General features: G+C 40.5%; 21 protein-coding genes. 3 read left to right on the top strand and 18 right to left on the bottom strand.

What is annotated here, in order from left to right:
- The first annotated feature begins 12 nt into the window (after nucleotides 1–12).
- Entirely contained in the window at nucleotides 13–1,290 is a 1,278-nt protein-coding gene (locus tag NQ550_RS15770; RefSeq protein WP_025579157.1) for a sensor histidine kinase, read from the top strand.
- Nucleotides 1,291–1,439: 149 nt separating this feature from the next.
- Here the strand turns inward: NQ550_RS15770 and NQ550_RS15775 are convergent, their stop codons facing one another.
- The 8 genes from NQ550_RS15775 to NQ550_RS15810 form a co-directional block, all read right to left on the bottom strand.
- Nucleotides 1,440–1,670 (bottom strand): hypothetical protein, encoded by a 231-nt coding sequence (locus tag NQ550_RS15775; protein ID WP_025579156.1) that lies wholly within the window; start codon nucleotides 1,668–1,670, stop codon nucleotides 1,440–1,442.
- Nucleotides 1,658–2,224, bottom strand: a complete 567-nt coding sequence (locus tag NQ550_RS15780; RefSeq protein WP_025579155.1) for a DUF3990 domain-containing protein — start codon at nucleotides 2,222–2,224, stop codon at nucleotides 1,658–1,660. Before NQ550_RS15780 ends, NQ550_RS15775 begins: the two co-directional genes overlap by 13 nt.
- Complete coding sequence (locus NQ550_RS15785) at nucleotides 2,217–2,441, bottom strand: DUF3791 domain-containing protein (RefSeq protein WP_005341260.1); 225 nt, start codon at nucleotides 2,439–2,441, stop codon at nucleotides 2,217–2,219. Before NQ550_RS15785 ends, NQ550_RS15780 begins: the two co-directional genes overlap by 8 nt.
- Nucleotides 2,442–2,767: 326 nt before the next feature.
- Complete coding sequence (locus tag NQ550_RS15790; protein ID WP_025579153.1) at nucleotides 2,768–2,974, bottom strand: helix-turn-helix domain-containing protein; 207 nt, start codon at nucleotides 2,972–2,974, stop codon at nucleotides 2,768–2,770.
- A 362-nt stretch (nucleotides 2,975–3,336) separates the two neighbouring features.
- The gene (locus NQ550_RS15795; RefSeq protein ID WP_044996491.1) at nucleotides 3,337–3,648 is read right to left on the bottom strand and encodes an alpha/beta fold hydrolase; all 312 of its coding nucleotides are present in this window, start codon (nucleotides 3,646–3,648) and stop codon (nucleotides 3,337–3,339) included.
- 128 nt (nucleotides 3,649–3,776) lie between these two features.
- Nucleotides 3,777–4,349 carry a YczE/YyaS/YitT family protein gene (locus tag NQ550_RS15800; protein ID WP_242833595.1) on the bottom strand — a complete coding sequence of 191 codons (573 nt, stop codon included), beginning with the start codon at nucleotides 4,347–4,349 and terminating at the stop codon, nucleotides 3,777–3,779.
- A 49-nt stretch (nucleotides 4,350–4,398) separates the two neighbouring features.
- Entirely contained in the window at nucleotides 4,399–4,854 is a 456-nt protein-coding gene (locus NQ550_RS15805) for a MarR family winged helix-turn-helix transcriptional regulator (RefSeq protein ID WP_025579149.1), read from the bottom strand.
- Nucleotides 4,855–4,925: 71 nt separating this feature from the next.
- Nucleotides 4,926–5,135: a hypothetical protein gene (locus NQ550_RS15810; protein WP_182437563.1), complete on the bottom strand. Its 210-nt coding sequence runs from the start codon at nucleotides 5,133–5,135 to the stop codon at nucleotides 4,926–4,928.
- Nucleotides 5,136–5,481: 346 nt separating this feature from the next.
- Between NQ550_RS15810 and NQ550_RS15815 the strand changes: the two genes are divergently transcribed.
- Nucleotides 5,482–6,675, top strand: a complete 1,194-nt coding sequence (locus NQ550_RS15815) for a diguanylate cyclase domain-containing protein (protein ID WP_025579148.1) — start codon at nucleotides 5,482–5,484, stop codon at nucleotides 6,673–6,675.
- Nucleotides 6,594–6,923, top strand: coding sequence for a diguanylate cyclase domain-containing protein (locus NQ550_RS15820; RefSeq protein ID WP_172680013.1), 330 nt, complete (start codon nucleotides 6,594–6,596; stop codon nucleotides 6,921–6,923). The genes NQ550_RS15815 and NQ550_RS15820 overlap by 82 nt, the downstream gene beginning before the upstream one ends.
- Before the next feature lie 62 nt (nucleotides 6,924–6,985).
- Here the strand turns inward: NQ550_RS15820 and NQ550_RS15825 are convergent, their stop codons facing one another.
- The 10 genes from NQ550_RS15825 to NQ550_RS15870 form a co-directional block, all read right to left on the bottom strand.
- On the bottom strand, nucleotides 6,986–8,725 hold the full coding sequence (locus tag NQ550_RS15825; protein WP_025579144.1) for an ABC transporter ATP-binding protein: 1,740 nt from the start codon (nucleotides 8,723–8,725) through the stop codon (nucleotides 6,986–6,988).
- A 1-nt stretch (nucleotide 8,726) separates the two neighbouring features.
- Nucleotides 8,727–10,481 carry an ABC transporter ATP-binding protein gene (locus NQ550_RS15830; RefSeq protein ID WP_025579143.1) on the bottom strand — a complete coding sequence of 585 codons (1,755 nt, stop codon included), beginning with the start codon at nucleotides 10,479–10,481 and terminating at the stop codon, nucleotides 8,727–8,729.
- 205 nt (nucleotides 10,482–10,686) lie between these two features.
- Entirely contained in the window at nucleotides 10,687–11,316 is a 630-nt protein-coding gene (locus tag NQ550_RS15835) for a TetR/AcrR family transcriptional regulator (protein ID WP_025579141.1), read from the bottom strand.
- Between the two features lie 170 nt (nucleotides 11,317–11,486).
- On the bottom strand, nucleotides 11,487–12,248 hold the full coding sequence (locus NQ550_RS15840) for a hypothetical protein (RefSeq protein WP_025579139.1): 762 nt from the start codon (nucleotides 12,246–12,248) through the stop codon (nucleotides 11,487–11,489).
- 106 nt (nucleotides 12,249–12,354) lie between these two features.
- On the bottom strand, nucleotides 12,355–13,401 hold the full coding sequence (locus NQ550_RS15845; RefSeq protein ID WP_025579137.1) for a helix-turn-helix domain-containing protein: 1,047 nt from the start codon (nucleotides 13,399–13,401) through the stop codon (nucleotides 12,355–12,357).
- A gap of 2 nt (nucleotides 13,402–13,403) precedes the next feature.
- On the bottom strand, nucleotides 13,404–14,189 hold the full coding sequence (locus tag NQ550_RS15850) for a hypothetical protein (RefSeq protein WP_044996489.1): 786 nt from the start codon (nucleotides 14,187–14,189) through the stop codon (nucleotides 13,404–13,406).
- A gap of 22 nt (nucleotides 14,190–14,211) precedes the next feature.
- Nucleotides 14,212–15,147: an acyl-CoA thioester hydrolase/BAAT C-terminal domain-containing protein gene (locus NQ550_RS15855; RefSeq protein WP_025579134.1), complete on the bottom strand. Its 936-nt coding sequence runs from the start codon at nucleotides 15,145–15,147 to the stop codon at nucleotides 14,212–14,214.
- Nucleotides 15,148–15,170: 23 nt separating this feature from the next.
- A complete protein-coding gene (locus NQ550_RS15860; RefSeq protein ID WP_025579133.1) occupies nucleotides 15,171–15,971 on the bottom strand; it encodes a class I SAM-dependent methyltransferase in 801 nt (266 codons plus the stop codon).
- Complete coding sequence (locus tag NQ550_RS15865; protein WP_025579132.1) at nucleotides 15,968–16,750, bottom strand: alpha/beta fold hydrolase; 783 nt, start codon at nucleotides 16,748–16,750, stop codon at nucleotides 15,968–15,970. Before NQ550_RS15865 ends, NQ550_RS15860 begins: the two co-directional genes overlap by 4 nt.
- Nucleotides 16,751–16,762: 12 nt before the next feature.
- Nucleotides 16,763–17,404: a class I SAM-dependent methyltransferase gene (locus NQ550_RS15870; protein WP_025579130.1), complete on the bottom strand. Its 642-nt coding sequence runs from the start codon at nucleotides 17,402–17,404 to the stop codon at nucleotides 16,763–16,765.
- Between the last annotated feature and the right edge of the window lie 55 nt (nucleotides 17,405–17,459).

Here is a 17,459-nt window from a genome sequence, read left to right on the forward strand (position 1 = left end):
AGTAAATATTTCATGTTTCGCAGACTTCATATTCAAATGACTTTTTTCTCTGCTCTGATCATTGGCATCGTCATTTTTATTATGACAACTGCCTGTAATTTCATCGCAGAAAACAGCACACGCCAGAATGCGTGGAATACCTTTCAGAACAACGCCATCTCCTGTATCTCTCATCTGGAAACGCAGAGTATCATCAGCAGTGACTGGATTTTGCAGGCAGAAAAAAATTATGATATTTCCATGGATATCAGAGACAACGGAAATTCTCTTTATCTGAAAAAACTACAGACGGATTCTCTGGATGAAACGATTTTCCGGAAGGCAGAAGAAATCTCTGCTGCTTCCTATGCACTTGATCTTTCCAATCCCGGTGCGGTCAGTAAACTGACAAAACGGATCTTTTTTCAGATGAAAGATTTCTATGTTTCCACTGCTCTGATCCCCAAGAGCCACGGAACCGTCAGTATGATCATCCTGTATTCCCTGGATTCTGTAAAACACAGGATTCTGTTACAGAGACTTGCATTCTCCGGCGCAGCTTTTCTGGCAATTCTGGCTCTGAGTATCTGTTCCTGGTTCTTTACCGGAAGAATGATCACTCCCCTGGAAAAAAGCAGGCAGGAACAGACCGAATTTATCGCTGCTGCCTCCCATGAGCTTCGCTCCCCTCTGGCAGTAATCCTGTCCGGAATCTCTGCCATGAAAAAGGCAGATCCGAAAGAACAGGGACATTTTCTTTCAGTCATAGAAAAAGAAGGGACACGAATGTCCCTCCTGATAAATGATATGCTCTCTCTGTCAAATGCAGATAACCATTCCTGGAAAATGCATCCGGTTTTCTGTGAACTGGATACTTTACTTCTGGATACCTACGAAAAGTATGAACCCCTGATGCAGGACCACCATATGAAATTTTTCATTGAACTTCCGGAAGAGGAAATCCCTTCCTGTCCCTGTGACCCGGAAAGGATCAGTCAGGTGCTTGGAATCCTTCTTGACAATGCCATCAGTTATGTCCCCGAAAACGGGAAAATTATTCTTTCCCTTTCACAGACCGAAACGCACTTTCTTATCCGCGTCAAAGACAACGGACCCGGTATTCCGGATTTTGCCAAGACTTCTGTTTTCCGGCGTTTTTACCAGGCAGATTCTGCCAGAAATAACAGGCAGCATTTTGGTCTGGGACTGTGTATTGCGTATGAGATCATTTCACTTCATAAAGGAACAATCTCTGTACTGGATACCCCGGGCGGTGGTTCTACTTTTCAGATTTCTCTGCCGTTAGCATAACACAGTAATTTTCTGTAACATAAAAATTTATAAATAAACCTATATTATTCACGGCTATGCCGTGAATAATATAGGTTTATTTGTTACTTCCTCGAAATAGAAGTTTTTTATCACCATATTGTCGTATAAATTTAAACTCACATCCCATATCAGGATTTCTTTAATTCTTCCATATACAGTTCAGCTATATATGCCGGGCCAGTGCACCACAACTTTGTCTTCTCATCATACAGTGCTTTTCCTGTCTTTGAACATAGAAAATCTGTCAATATCTCTTTTCTGTCCTTGCCCGTTTCTTCTGCAATCTCATCTGTCACCATAGTGATAAGAAGATCTATTGTATAATTCATTTTTTCTTTTGGAATTGTTACCTCAGCCATATCTTCTCACCTTTCACAAATTTCAGACACCTAATAGCGGCTTCTGTTTTGAAGCAATATTGATCTTTTAGTTTATTGGGCAGCAACTGTCTGATGCAGAAATCGTCTGCTTCCTTATCGCCTGCTGTCCCGAAAACCCCGGCAAGGTAAGCAGTAAGGGTAGCGTTTGTTGCATCATCCGCAATCTTTCCTGCAATGATATCATACCTTGCCATTTCACGTTCAACTTCGATGAACATTTTTTTCTTTCGATGAGCGGCAATGCAATGTAACCAGTCTACATCTGCATTTTCAAAAATATGCGTTTCAAGATTTTCTGAAAGTTTGAATTCAAAAGTTGAAATATATCCATACTTCTGTCCCTCTTCAATTGTTCCGGTTGCGATTGCTTTGACTATCGAGGTTCTCAGAAAACTTTCTGCCTGCTCCTTGGATGTGGTTAAATAAAATCCCTGCCCAAAATCTTTTCTCTTTGCACATTTGGCAAGATCTGGCTCTTTTACTTCACAATAACTTCCATGATAGAGAACAAATCCATCTTTTAACTCAAGCACTAATCTTTATCCCCTTTCCTTCCAGAAATTCTGTAATGTCTTCAAGCACAGCTTCATCACCTTCACAATGAAAAATCCCATAGCATTTTTCTATATATCCAAGAACATCAGCTTCTTTAAACAAGTGGATAATCTGTTCAACAGGTAAATGCCACTCTTCTGAAGCAAGCCGGATTAGTCTTGTTTGCATGAAAGTAATCTCTGTTTTCTCACTCATAATGAATCCTCCAAATTTATAACTTTATATGTCTGTATCTGAAATATTCAGTCATAAACTTTATTGGGATAGGCACCTGTGCCGCAAGGGGAAACTCCCCTTGTACGAAATCTTTGATTTCGCTGTATTTCCCGGATTGAGATTTCTCAAAACCGGGAGCAGCACCGCAGGTTGCACGATACAGGCAGATGAAATTGTCTGTATCGAAGTGCGCTCTTAGCGTTACTAAGAGATTTATGCCGTATCCGACGTGTTATCTTTTTTCAAATTCTTTTTGACTTCTGAAGCATTCTGCCAGGTTTAATAATTTGACATGTCTGCTCCTGTTACTCATCATCTGTAAATTCCATCATCTCATCAACGGTGCAGTCCAGTTTCTTGCAAATCTTCTCAATCGTCTCCATTGATACATACTGGTTTTTTCCCATCCTGGCAAGAATGTTTCCACTGATCCCGGTGAGGTACTGCATCTCTATCCGCTTCATATTTTTATTTATGAGCATTTTCCATAACCTGTTATAACTTACGCCCATAAGCTACCTCCATCTTTTCGTATAAACATATTTTGATTATATCACGATTTCGTTAGGTTGAATACCTGTGATTTTTGATATCTTCTGTAAAATGGAAAAAAGGATGCCACGGCAAAGGGCAGCCTCTCCAACCATTTACTCTGAATTAATCAAATGAAATCTCACCATCTGGTGCTTCCATGAATCCATCCTTTCCAGGCATTTCGCCCTGTAAACATTGTTATCAGTTTCATTCGTCCGGCGGTCTAGCGTGCGTTTCCCTGTCATCTGCAGTCGTCTCAGACTGCCTCTGCCTGCATCAGCAGGTCACTGACCATATCAATGCAATCCCACATAATACTTTTTCCACTGTATATTTAATTTCATCGGGGCACTCCTCTCCTATCTACCTCGCTGATAAATTTTTCTATCAGTCTGTTTACTTCATCCGGCTGGTCCGTATTGGAATTATGACCAGCATTCTTTATCCATTTAAGCGGTAAACCTTCTCTCTGATGCCATTTTTTATTGTAGCTTTGGGCTGAGCCCGCTTTATCTTTTTCGCCACAGATAAGAAGTGCCGGACAACTGATATGATATGCCAAATCTGCTTTGATTGCCTCAGCAAGCATTCTGTAACCAAAACCAGCAAGCCTTGCATATTCTTTAGGATCTGAATCATAGGACATCATCATTACTGTAAATGAAGAATCAGAATATCAGATCAAAGTTTGCTGATGCTCCTCAGATGCGTCCTATGTAATAATGGTAGTTATCCGCACGCTGTTTGTCTTTTTTCTGAATCTTATGTGTTGCATCTTTTTCAGACAGATGCAAGTTTCTTACCAAGAACTCTGGCAACAAATCCAACCAGAAGTGCCGCAATGATCGTACCCTCACGCACACCATTGAGATGTCCGGTAAATACAAAAGACAGGACTGCTGCGATCACTGCCATGGAAACGTCAAAGCAGATTTTTGTCGTACCAAAGTTGGTTCTCCATGTCAGAACGATTGCTCGGACAAAAGATTCTCCCGGCAACATTACAACGTCTGCCAGCACTTCCATGTACACACCAAATCCAAGGATCAGACACCCAATCAGAAGATATACGATTTTCATAATGTATGTCTGTGGATTTACCCATGTAAACAGAAGCATGGTCAGATCGATGAAATATCCAAAGATAATGGATATCGGTATCTGCAAAACATGTTCCAGTTTAAAATTTTTACGCAGGATCAGCAACTGCAGTAAGATCAAAAATACGCTGAAAAAAATCGTAAAGTTTCCCAACGTAAACGGAAAACTTAAGCTTAATACATACGGAATCGATGTGATTGGTGAGGTTACGAGACTTGCCTTGGTGATCAAACTAACACCAAGTGAGTTCACGAACAGGCCGATCAGAAAGATTACGTATCTTTTTAATTTGTTAATTTGTTCATTTGTTCCTTCCTTCTTTCCCTGTTTCTTCGCAGCCTGTCTCAGACAGATTACTGTAAATTTTATGATAAATCTTCATAAAAGCCTCTGCTTCTTCTGGAGAAATATCTTTCCATGCAGCCTCCTCAATCTCCACAAAAGCTTCTTCCACAAGCTTCTGGCTTTTTTTCCCGGATTCTGTCATGAAAATATGAAAAGTCCTTCTGTTTCCATTGAGCATACGCCGCTCGATCAAACCTTTCTCTTCCATGCGATTCAAAATTGAAGTCAGAGACCCTGCCTCAATAAAACAACCCGCTGCGATTTCCTTCTGACTGGCTCCATCATGATTTTTAAGATAATCCAGAACCTTCGGCTGTCCAAGCGTAAGCCCCGAAGCCTTCACCCGCTCCAGAAGCCTCTTCTGAATCAGCATCTGGTTAGCCATTGTCAGATAATGCAATGATATGTCCATGTTTCACGTTCCTTCCCTTTTTGTGTTAAGCACAAACAAAATAGTTATATTTCTAATATTTAGAATTATAACTATTTTATAAAAGATGTCAACCCCGCTTTTGTTACTTCCGCAGCTCCTTTCACATATTGTCCATACATTTCATCAACATAAATATCCGAGCCATCAACAGCAATTGGATCATAGCCTTTCAAAGTCTTATCGAGGAAAAATGCATTGGAAAATGAGTAAAAAAGAGAATCAAAGGCCTCTAAAGATATTTTTTTACGCTGTTGGTGCAAGAAGCGTTAAAATCGAAATACTTTAACCATTGTCGGCTCCGACATCCCTTGCACGGAAAGCTTCATTGAGAACTTCCTTAAAGAAAATCAGCGGCTCTCCGTCCCGGGAAGCCGCTTTTGTCATAAATCGTTAAAATGTGTAGCAATCGTTTTCTTATGTGTTGTACTGTTTCAGGAGTGCATCTAACAGGCGGTATGCTTCTTCACGCTAATATTTGGAATGCTTTGCATGAAGCTCGTCCAGGTTGATGTTTGCAAAGATTTATGAATCGTATTGCTTTTCACACAGGAATAAGTATAATATAAGTATAATACATGAAGAAAAGGATGTGGAGGAGTAAGGAGTATGGAGCGTTTTCGACAGCGATATGGGATTGCTCTGACGAAAAAGAAATTGCAGGAGATCATCCTGATGCTGATGGCCTGGGAAGCGGTGTTTGCCTTTTCTTATCTGGGATACATTGAGCTTCCGGCCATTTCCACCACCACGTTGCACATTCTTGTGATTGTGGCGGCTATGATGCTGGGGGCACAGGGGAGTGTGCCGGTGGTATGCGTTTTTGTGGTCACGTCCATGTGGATCGGCACCTACAGCCTGTCCCAGCTCGACCGGGTATTTTCTCCCTTTGCCAGCGGAATGCCCCTTGGATCCATAATGCTGGTATTTGCCCGCGTGCTGTTTGCGGCGGGAGCCGGTTGGCTCTTTGACCTTTATTTTCGGAAGCCTCGCAGGTATGTCTATCTGGGCATTGCGGGGATTGCGGCTGCCAGCACCCTTCTTCATGGGCTGTGCGTTTTTGCCGCGTTATATTGCAGTTTCCCTATGCTGCGGCAAATGATTTTAGAAAATCTGTTTTCCTATCCCATATTCCGGGACTGGCTGTCCTATGTCCTGGCGATCATCGCCTGCTGCGGCATCCATTGGGTTCTGACTCGGAAGTCGGTGAAAAACAGATTGTCGCAGCTATGCGACTGTCCTCCGGCAATGCAAGAGTCCGGAAACCGGAAGCAGCTGATCTATTCGGAAACCGTTGCGGTAGTGGTGGGCATTCTGTGCATCCTGTTTCTGCGAAAGGCCATCTTCAAGGAGCTGTACCTGCAAGGCATAGATGTCAGCGAAAACCTACACCAAAATATCACCGCCTTTTTGCTGCAAACGCTGGTGGCTCTGTTGGCGCTCTTTAGTGTTGTCAGCGTTCTGATCCAATGGATTTACGAGTATTATACGGCGCAGCGGATTCGGATGAACAAAAAGCTGATGGAGCAGCGTATGAAAAGCTCCGTAGATGTTCTGACCGGCGTATTCAGTCGGCTGGCGTATCATGAGTGTCTGGAGCAGTACGCGGATTCCGTTCCGACAGATCTGACCGTCTTTCTCATGGATATCAACGGCTTAAAGGGGGTCAACGATGCCCTGGGGCATGAGGCGGGGGACGAGCTGATATGCGGCGCTGCCCAATGTATATCACCCAGGCGGTGGGGGATCGGGGGAAAATCTTCCGCATCGGTGGGGATGAGTTCGTGGTGCTGGGTCAAATGACCCAAACCCAGGCGCAGGAAATTCTGGCGGCGCTGCAACGGATTGCGGCGGCCTGGTCCGGGACGAATGTGGGGACGCTGAGTATTTCCTCCGGGTGCGCCTTTGCCGACGACCATCCGGATTTTTCCGTAGAGCAGCTTACCAAGGCAGCAGATTTGTCCATGTATGCCCAGAAACAGGAATATTACCGGGCAAAGAAACTGTCCTCTGGCACACCCGTCTCTAGTGGGAACGGGGTGCGTCCATAAAAAGAAATATATACCTCTTCCTTTCCCTTTTCATTTTTTCCTTAGCCACCTATATATATTTCTCAGTACACCAGTTTCCAGCTCACCGCCTGCTGCCTTGCATCCACAAATCTCTTATAGATACCTTCCTGCTTCATTAGCTGCTCATGTGTTCCCTGTTGCACAATTTTTCCTTTGTCAACAACCACAATCTGATCTGCATGTCTGACTGTTTTTAGTCTGTGGGCAATCATAATAATCGTTTTTTCCTTTGTAAGTGCATCTACTGCATCCATCAGCTCCTTTTCATTCTCCGGATCAACATTGGCCGTTGCTTCATCTAATATAACGATTGGTGCATTCTTCATAATTGCCCTGGCTATGGAAATACGCTGTTTCTCACCACCGGAAAGTGTAGCTCCTCCCTCTCCAATCACTGTATCATATCCATCAGGAAGTTTGCTGATGAAATCATGACAGCATGCTTTCTTCGCCGCTTCCACCACTTCCTCATGACTTGCATCCTGGCGTCCGAATTTAATATTATTCTCAATGGTGTCTGCAAACAAATACACCGACTGAAACACAAATGAGAAATTACTCATCAGACTGTTCATGCTGTAGTCTTTTACATTCACACCTCCAAGTGTCACTTCCCCGGAATCCACATCCCAGAACCTGGCAATCAGATTGCAAAGTGTTGATTTTCCTCCACCAGACGGTCCAACAATTGCTGTCGTCGTTTTCTGTGGGACAGAGAGCGATATATCGTCAATGATCTTCCGTTTGTCATAGGAAAATGAAACGTTAGAAAGTCTGATATCGTAATTTTCCGGATGGATCTCTTTGCCGTCGATATCCATGGTGTCCAGCTCCAGTATTGCATTTGCTTTATCTACACATACACTTACCACATGTAAGAGGGATGAATAATTTCCTGCGCATTCCAGACTGGAATAAAGCATAAATGCTGAGATTGTCATACCAATCGCATAGACCGCACTCATGGTTCCATTGATATAAAAATATGCGCTGCCTGCTACGATCACAGCACCTGTGATTTTTGTTATCACGCTTTGCAGAAAATGATAGGGAACAAACAACATCTCCATCTTTGTATTGACCTTTTCGCATGCTTCATTTGCATCGTTTAATCTTTTTGCCTGTTTTCCGAGCAGGTTGTATGATTTCACCTCTGATATTCCCTGCAGATACTCCATGATCTGGTTTACAAGCTCTGTATCGCATAACACTTTTTGCTCTGAATCTTTTTTCCCTGCATTCTGCATTACAGAATTGACCCCAAAGAAAATAAGTACTCCTGCTGCAGCTATCAGTCCGATTCTCCAGTCAAAAATAAACAGCATAAGAATGATCATTGATGTTTCCAGAATTCCCTGCATTGTCAGCATAACCACTCTCGCAGCCACATCGCCAAGTATTTCCATTGTATTGGTTGTAATGGAAGAAATTTCCCCGATACTATTGGAATTGAAATACCCCATCGGCAGATATCGCAGATGTTCTGCAATCTTGATTCTCATAAAAGCACTTGCATTATATCCTCCCTCTGTCTGAAGCACTGTAGAGTATCTCTTGCAGATTACGTCGACTACAATTGCAAGAACCATAATCGCAACGGAGCCTCCAATATATTTTCCTGTCGGTTTCCCACTCAGCAGACCAATCAGTATGTACATAATAGCCGGAATCTTCATTGCTGAGGCAAGAGCCTCTATGAGTCCGATCACTATCGACAGTTTAAATTTATTGCCATTTTCCCTGCCTGAAAAACGAAAGAATTTTGCCAGAATCCCAAACATATCATTCTCCCTCCTTCACTGTATCTTTTACAGAAATATGGGCATTCCACATTTCCTTATAAAGCGGGCATGACACCAGAAGTTCCTCATGTGTGCCATGTGCTGTTACATTTCCATCATTTACAACAAAGATCTGGTCACTGTCCTTAACAGTAGAAAGTCTGTGTGCTATTACGATCAGGGTCTTCCCTGCTACCAGTTTTGCGATAGAATTCTGCAGAATTGCCTCATTTTCCGGATCTGTGTAGGCAGTTGCCTCATCAAGAATCACGATCGGAGCATCCTTTAGCATTGCTCTTGCAATGGAGATACGCTGTCTCTCGCCTCCTGACAGATGTCCTCCTGCACCTCCTACAACCGTATCAAATCCATTCTCCAACTGCATGATAAATTCATAGCATCCGCTTTTCTTTGTCACCTCGATGACCTGTTCATCTGTAGCCTCTGGATTTCCCTGTCTGATATTTTCACGTACCGTTTCATTGAACAGATAATTATCCTGTGCAACATATGCAATTTTCCGATTAAAATCTGCAAGCGACATTTCTTTGACATCAACTCCACCGATTTTAATGCTTCCGGAATCCACATCCCACAAGGACGCAATCAGCTTTGCGATGGTCGACTTGCCGCTTCCGGAAGGTCCTACGATTGCATTTACCGTTCCTGCTTTCAGCTCCATAGTTACTCCATGCAGAATCTCTTTGTCGTGATAACCAAATCTGACATCTTCAAGAGTAACGGAGTTATCTTTTGGAACACTTTTACTTTTCTCTGGACGTTCAAGCTCCGGCTGTTCCAGAATTCCTGCCACTTCACCAACAATCACTCCGATCTTGCCAAGATCATCTGTATAGGAACCCACTGTGATCAACGGTCCAACGATTCCAAGTGATAAAATAATGCAGATGACAAAATCTGAAATCGCAAGTGTTCCATTGGCTACATAATGTGCCCCAAACGGCAATACCGTAAGAAGCGTATAAGGTGTGACCACCATCATCAGTCCATGAAAGATCGAGCACCGTTTCATCCAGGAAATAAAGGAATCTGCATAAGCCATAGCCGCCTTTGTAAATTTTGCATAAGAACTTTCTGTCTTTCCAAATGCCTTGATCACTTCGATTCCGTCAATATATTCCACTGCCGCATCATTCAGATCTTTTGTTGTCTGAACCGTTCTCTCGAAGCTTGGTTTATAATCCAGCATCATTCCAAAATAGGAAAGAAATCCCACTATAACCGGCACCAATGACCAGAGTGCCAGTCTCCAGTCTGTCAGGAAGAAATAAATCAAAATCACAATCGGTGCCAGCAGATTGGACGTGAATTCCGGGACAATATGCGCCAGTGTTGTCTCGATACTGTCGATTCTTTCCACCATAATATTTTTAAATGTACCGGAAGGTGTGTCTTTCACATAGCCAAGAGGTACCCGCGCCAGCTTGTCACAGCAGGATTTTCTTATATTTGCAAGTACTGCAAACGTTGCTTTATGTGACAATGCTGTCGAAAGTGAATGAAGCAGTTCTGCAATGATAAACGATAATGCAATCAGAACCGCTTTTGCAAGATATATTTCAAACTCCTTTTCACCATTTAAAAACAGCTTTACTACATCTGCAATAATAAAATACGGCAAAATCTTAAAAATCACATTTCCTATTGCAAGTAACACACTCCACACATAAGCAATTCTTTTTTGTCCCGCCCATGTCAGGATCCAGCTGATTGTCGACTTCTTTTTTTCTTTCACATCTCTTCACTCCTTACGTTCGTTTTATTGTTTCGTTTTATTGTTTCGTTTTATTGCTTTACCTTCTGTTAGTTCGCGCTAACCAACATATAATAAAATAGGTGGTTTACTGGCATCAACCACCTGATATTATTATCCTGTCTGAACTTTATTCAGAAATCCAGAACCTGCAACACACATAACCTATTCAGAATTCCTGCATCAGTTATACTGGAAATTCAATATTCCACAATCGTTCCCAGCCACCTGTATTAAATTCTTTCAGTTGATGTACATTTTTCTTTGCAGTCTCCCTGTCTATATCATGCTCAATGATCTGAAATACTGATGAAAAAAATCCCGTATAGATCATATGCATAAGGCTTTCCTCTACAACCGGTATTTTTACACCGGCTTCCTTCATTTTTTCCATATATTTCAGGCTGGACTTCATTTCCCGCTCCACCATATTGTGTATGAATAATTCAAATTTTCCACTGTCTCCGCATTTCAACAATAATCTGAAATTATCATAATGATCATAGATATAATCAACCATCTGCTCCATCCCATCACTGGATGTATCCGACATATTCCTTGTCTGATCACTGGCAGAAAGCTTTTCAAACTCCTCAACGATCTGGTCATAAATCTGATAAATATGTTCCATATAAGGATCCGTCAGTGCATCAAAAAGTGCCTCTTTCGTTGGATAATATTTGTAAAATGCGCCAGTAGTAAGCCCTGCATCTTTTACAATATTTCTTAAAGATGCTCCTGTCAAACCATCTTTCAGGAAATGTTTTCTGGCTGTATCTAATATATTTTTTTGTGTATCTTCTGCTTTCGTCGACATTTTTTTCGTATCCTCTAAACTTCTCCTCAAAAATATAACAGTGCTATATAGCACTGTTATATTTTAACTCATTACAAGAATTTGTCAAGTCTTAGTGTTTCAATTTTTTATTTTCCTCGTGTATTCAGTTTCCACTCCGCAGATGCTTTCTGCAGTTTTACAAGTCTGTTCTATTCAGACAGATTTTCTTTGCAGAAAAGTTCTATACAGTTCTCAACCATTGTCTGATCATAGTCTGTTGAAATACCTGAGCCAAGCCAGTATGCATAGTCTCCTTCATCATATTTTCCAAGTGCCTCCAAATCGCTGCCGTAGCGCAATTCAATATGATAGGTTGTATCATTTGTATCTGGTGCTATGCAGAAATAAGTAAATTCGCCTGAGTCTGCATCGTCACTTTTAAATTCGTATAACCCACGTACTTCTTCTATTCCAACATAATGATATGTATGGGAAAAGATTTCTTTTCCTTCTGAATCATATCCCTTGATCACTGAATCAGAACCATTAAATTCCAGCTTATTTACACCTTCTTTAAAAGAGCAGTCATAAACACCATCGCCATCTTTGTATGCTTCTACTGCTTCTTCTCCATAAATTGTTCCTGAAACCATGGATGCTAACTTATCATATGCTGCCTCCGCATTTTCCTCACCAACCAACTCTGTACAATCATCAATCCAGATCTGCTGATATTTTTCATCAAGAATTACCGGCCATAGTTCCTGATATGAACCCGTCAAATCAACCAAAAGTTGTTTTGCAGCATCCTGATTTTCATCTGCTTTCTGTTTCTTGTCCGTCGTATTTGTACTTTCTGTAACAGTTGCCGTACCTGTACTTTCTGCAAATGTAGCGTTACTACAAGCAACTAACATTGAAAATGACGTTGCAACTGTTAAAAATAATGTTAAAAGTTTTTTCTGCTTCATGAGATGCCTCCTTAAATTAAAAATCGTTGCAGTTAGATTCTTCTAACTACAACGCATATTTTATAGATTTCCATATAGAATCTCAATTACTAAACAGACTCTTTTTCTATCCATTCAGACTTTCCTGTGTCTTTTTCTTACGGTATTCCGTTGGTGTCATACCGTATTCTGTACGAAATGCAGATGTAAATTTGTTCGGATTCTGATAGCCAATTTGTAATGCTATCTCCCCGATCGTAAGTTTATTTTCTTTTAAAAGGCGTTCCGCCATCTGCAGCCTGTACTTTTTCATATAAGCGTACACAGAATTTCCGTATACACCCTTAAAGCATTTTTTCAAAACAGTTGGTGACATTTTAAAACGCACTGACAATTCTTCAATCGTATAATGCCCCCTATAGTGTCCCTTTAGAAACGCATGAACCTGCTTTATTGCATCAATCTGTACATCCGAAAAATATACATGCTCAGAATTATTTTTCTTTAAATCAAATCCAGTTAATACTAATAATAGTTCCAGAATTTTCACACGAATATAACCATATCTGATTTCTTCAGGAACTTTATACAATTCCAAAAAGATATGTTCTATTGACTTATTTGCCCGTATAATAGTAAAACTATGTGTTTTTGAAATGTTACTAATCTTTTCCAGATTTACAGACAATAATTGCAGTATCCTTTTCATTTCGTCTGTAATCATGGAAAAGTCAAGCGTAATGGTAATTCCATGATAACGCGATGTTGGAAACTCTGACACATGCCCAGTTTTTTTCAAAGAACAAAATGACAAGTCTCCTGCCGCTATATAACCATATTCATTTTGTTCAAACACGCATTCGCAACGGCCTTCCATGCAATAGTTTATTTCCATCACACTGGAAGCCGGCTTTTGCTCCTTGTTGCAATACTCCATATGCATATCATTATAAACCAGATCAATTCCTGGAAACACATGATACAATGTAATCATTCCTGTACCGCTCTCATTTTCCAAATGAAAACATTCACAGAATTCCGTATCCTGTACCTTTTTGCAAGCTGATGTACCATATAACTCAATACTGGCAAAAGAATCTGATGATTTTAATTCTATATTCTTATCAGGTTTGGACTTCAATATATTTTCAGCAAGCTCATAAGCATTTTTCATAACTATTTTCCTCTATACCACATCGCAAATGCCAATTCCGGTAATCGGTCAGTCTCAATAATTGTTTCGAGCATTCTGGAAAATCCCTCCGGATTTTGAATTTGATACTGCATATGGTTGAATCCCTCAAAAACCGGAAAGTTACCGTATATATAAGTCTGCATCACTGCATTTCTGTATTTAAAATGTTCTTCTATACTTCCAAATTCCCAGAATGTATGTTTCTGCAATTCTTCTGACAGTTCTGAAAATGGCTTATCTTCCAAACTGTCTGTCAGCTGTCTCCTCAGATTTCCATACGTCAAGTTCTTTCCTGCCTCTATAAAGTAAGGTTTAATTTTATCATCGTCACACCACATGATTCTCTTTAGTGTTTTTCCTTTTGACCAATATAAACTTTTCATTGCTATATATAAGAACGGAACCATGATTCTGCGTGTTGCCTTTCCAATCTGTGCAAACTGCCCGCCATCAAAAAAAACATGCTTTACCGGTATTTTTATCTCTGTCAGGAATGCCATGGCGAGATCTGCTCCAATCGAAGATGCAACTATAAGTTCTATTTCTTTGATTCCATGGTTCCCCAAAAATCGTACAATCTGTTGTATCTCATCTCTTTTGCTTTGATACCTCTGTCCGGAGCAATACACAGTCGATGTTGGCATAATGCAATAATATTTTTCTGCCATTTTCTCTGCAACCGGCATACTGCTTTCCCCAGTTACTCCCATTGCATGGAAAAACAGAATGACTGAATTTGATTTATTTCCTGTTGTTTTAAATACCACACTTCCACCTTCTGTCTATTTTTTATCTATCTACTCTCTTCCATTTTGCAACAGCATTTCTTACCCGCCAGTCAATATCCAGACGTGCTCTGCGACATTCTTTCGGATGTTTTCTTGCTGCCTGAAATGCCAGTTTCACAAAGAGTCCGGATCCAACCGGGAGCATTGTCTTTAGCATGCTCTCCGGAAAAACGAAATGGGTTCCATGCTCATAAATGACATAATCCAATCTGCATGTGTGTGAATGTTCTTTCATACGCTGCTTCATACGGCGGATATATTTTGCAGTATCCCACAACACATCATCTTCAGCACCAATTAACAATACTGTTCCATGGATTTTTTCAATCTTGATCATCTCGTCTTCTGTGATTGGGTGAGCCTTTTCAGAATCATCAAATAGTTTTCTTGAATTGATCATATCACCGGTCCGTTTTGTTTCTTTCTCAATCACATGCCAGTAATCCGGATGTTTGTAACAAAACGGCATGTATGGAAGTGGTTCTTCTTTATACGAAAAAAGAGATTCTCCCTCCATTGGCCATTCCTTACAACCATCTCTTTTACCCTGCATAAATCCCTGCCAGATAAAGTCACTCGGTGTCAGACCTATCGTCAATGTGATATCCTTAAAATAAGAAGCGGCAGTCAATGCAAGTGTTCCTGTAGTAGATGCCCCGACAATTCCTATCTTCTGATTACCATGTATTTTTAACCAACTGATTGCTTTCTCTATACGTTCCAGCGGATAATTATGATGTCCATAATCCTTTTTTGCCGGCGACATCGTCATCACGTTCACACCGAGTTTATGTAACCATTTCACGGATGTACGCGCCAGATAATCCTCCGGATCATCCCCGATCATCGCAATCATTGCACAGTCTGAGCCTGTTTTACATTTCCAGTATGCACCATAAAATCCATCTGATTCCACATCAAAATGCCTTTTCTTCATCTGTATCATCTCCTCCCTTAATATCAGCTATGTTTCTCCAAAACTATTATTTTATTTGAGATATTCCGAACAGCCGGAATCTTACCTATTACATAATAAACAGGCATAAGCTCTTTCATTCCTTCAACAAGACTGACTTCCTGCCGAACAGAAAATGCCGGTATGATTCTTTGCAGCTCCTTTCTGTTCTTAACTCCCCATGTGAATTTTGCATTGCTTCCCTCTATGGATTTCTCTTTCATATGCTTTACAACAAAGGGTGACATGGTTTCGACCATTACTGTAACTTTCTGAAATGATTTATCAATAATAGAAAACATCTTCCTGATATCTTTCTCATACAAATACATTGTAAGTCCTTCGATTATTACCAGAATATTCTTACCGTGATAATCGATATCATCTATGTAGGAATCATCCATTGCAGACTTTGCAATCTGATACACCGGATCAGTTTCGGTAAGGAACTGGCTCCTTATTTTCATTGTTTCCGGAAGGTCTACATTATACCAGCGCAGATATTTTCCCTTCATCCGGTAGCATCTGGTATCCAGTCCGCATGCAATATTTACGACAACTGTATTTTCATGCTTCTCCAAATATTTTCTGACCATCCGGTCTAATACAATTGTTCTCGCAATCACACCATAAGTCATAGCGTTATCTTTATCTGCTTTGGAAAAGTCATAATCAAGCTTTTTCACAAGTTCTACTGCAATTTCGTCATTTATTTTAGCATTTTTCTTTCTTGTTTCTTTTGCTCTTGCATACAAGGTCTGTACCATCGTTTCCGGCACACCTGTCACATTCACTTTTTCTTTCATTGTCTGTCGCCTTCCACTGCTTTTTTTACTTCTTTCACCCATTCTGCACTATGGCAGCAAAACAGTTCTTCATGCTGCATGTTATGTCTTCGGATATCCGGATTTTTGAAATAAGTACAATATCTCTTTTCGTATTTTTCACCCATCTTTGTTGCATAAAACACGTGAATTGTTGTTCCCGGTACATCAATTCCATGCTGGACTTTCGTAACCAGATCAGAATAGAACTGATTATAAACACTCTGTTTCGTAATCCATGGACTTCCTCCCTTGTCAATACCAAACATATTTACAAATCCATCAATCAGTTTCTTTCTTGATTCATCTGCTTCATTTATTTTCTTTTGCATAAACTTAGGTAATTTACCCGTGTGTACCATTTTATACATAATTGGCACAATGATAGATGACTGGAGCTTTGCCATAAACGAACCTGCTTCATCCATATCACTGCTCCCAATGATGCCATGATCTATATGGATTCTTTTCCGCTGAATCAGAAGGGATACAAAACTTCCTCCAAGGGAACATCCATACGCTGCTTTAATTCTCCCACCATACTTTGTTCTGATTTCTTGCTCAATTTTTTCACATTCATCTTCCATCGAATAAAATTCTGTTTTCTCGTTCGGATCAAATCCATCATAAGAAACTGCTACCGTATAAAAATAAGAATGTAACCCATCCAGTACATGATCAAAGCTACTATACAGGCAACAGGTACCGGGAAATAAAAATATCACAGGTTTACGATTGTCTCCACTTTCATAAAATTTCATAGCTAGTCTCCTTCAGGCTTTTCTGACAACACAATGCATCCTCATACCTTTGCGGATTTCAAATTTTTCTACTTTTAATCCTACTTTTCTGCAGCATTTCATGACCACATCTCTTGTTGGAACCCGAACATCTCCATGTCCGCATATATTTGCCAGAGGCATTTCCAATGTATTCATCAGCCATACCAATACTTTATTGTCACTGGTCACATCCCGCAGGATCAATCTTCCATTTGGACGAAGACATCTTTTTACACTGTCAAAAAATGCCTGTGGATCCGGATAATGATGAAAACTCATAGAACAAATAATTGCATCAAATGAATCATTTTCAAAAGGAAAGTTCTCACAGTCTCCTACAACAAACGTTGCATTTGAAATGTTTTTCTTTTTTGCCTGTTCAATCATGGCCGGAGTCAAATCCAGACCTGTATAATGTCGGTCTGGATATTTTTTTGATAATAAAGAAATCATCGGAGCAGGTCCGCAGCCGGCATCCAATAAATCTCTAAATGGCTCCTTCTCTAATTCTTCCAGAATATCCGGATAATCTTTCTTACACATTTCGTAAATACCAGCATGGTTACTTTCATATCTTCCTGCTACTTTTGTAAATTCAGCAATTGACAGTTTTTTGTATTCTTCGTTTTTCATGTTGTTTTCCTCCAATCACATCTGCACCATAAATCAATATTTCATAGAAATCCGT

Source organism: Blautia wexlerae DSM 19850 (genome assembly GCF_025148125.1).
GTDB classification, from domain to species: domain Bacteria; phylum Bacillota; class Clostridia; order Lachnospirales; family Lachnospiraceae; genus Blautia_A; species Blautia_A wexlerae.

Excerpts from the sequence above, each read along its gene's own strand:
- NQ550_RS15820 (WP_172680013.1), top strand. The coding sequence starts at position 6,594 with ATGTATATCACCCAGGCGGTGGGGGATCGGGGGAAAATCTTCCGCATC.
- NQ550_RS15860 (WP_025579133.1), bottom strand. The coding sequence starts at position 15,971 with ATGAAAGAAAAAGTGAATGTGACAGGTGTGCCGGAAACGATGGTACAG.
- NQ550_RS15835 (WP_025579141.1), bottom strand. The coding sequence starts at position 11,316 with ATGTCGACGAAAGCAGAAGATACACAAAAAAATATATTAGATACAGCC.
- NQ550_RS15825 (WP_025579144.1), bottom strand. The coding sequence starts at position 8,725 with ATGTTTGGGATTCTGGCAAAATTCTTTCGTTTTTCAGGCAGGGAAAAT.
- NQ550_RS15790 (WP_025579153.1), bottom strand. The coding sequence starts at position 2,974 with ATGGGCGTAAGTTATAACAGGTTATGGAAAATGCTCATAAATAAAAAT.
- NQ550_RS15775 (WP_025579156.1), bottom strand. The coding sequence starts at position 1,670 with ATGGCTGAGGTAACAATTCCAAAAGAAAAAATGAATTATACAATAGAT.
- NQ550_RS15795 (WP_044996491.1), bottom strand. The coding sequence starts at position 3,648 with ATGATGATGTCCTATGATTCAGATCCTAAAGAATATGCAAGGCTTGCT.
- NQ550_RS15870 (WP_025579130.1), bottom strand. The coding sequence starts at position 17,404 with ATGAAAAACGAAGAATACAAAAAACTGTCAATTGCTGAATTTACAAAA.
- NQ550_RS15815 (WP_025579148.1), top strand. The coding sequence starts at position 5,482 with ATGGAGCGTTTTCGACAGCGATATGGGATTGCTCTGACGAAAAAGAAA.
- NQ550_RS15840 (WP_025579139.1), bottom strand. The coding sequence starts at position 12,248 with ATGAAGCAGAAAAAACTTTTAACATTATTTTTAACAGTTGCAACGTCA.
- NQ550_RS15855 (WP_025579134.1), bottom strand. The coding sequence starts at position 15,147 with ATGAAGAAAAGGCATTTTGATGTGGAATCAGATGGATTTTATGGTGCA.
- NQ550_RS15785 (WP_005341260.1), bottom strand. The coding sequence starts at position 2,441 with ATGAGTGAGAAAACAGAGATTACTTTCATGCAAACAAGACTAATCCGG.
- NQ550_RS15805 (WP_025579149.1), bottom strand. The coding sequence starts at position 4,854 with ATGGACATATCATTGCATTATCTGACAATGGCTAACCAGATGCTGATT.
- NQ550_RS15770 (WP_025579157.1), top strand. The coding sequence starts at position 13 with ATGTTTCGCAGACTTCATATTCAAATGACTTTTTTCTCTGCTCTGATC.
- NQ550_RS15845 (WP_025579137.1), bottom strand. The coding sequence starts at position 13,401 with ATGAAAAATGCTTATGAGCTTGCTGAAAATATATTGAAGTCCAAACCT.
- NQ550_RS15865 (WP_025579132.1), bottom strand. The coding sequence starts at position 16,750 with ATGAAATTTTATGAAAGTGGAGACAATCGTAAACCTGTGATATTTTTA.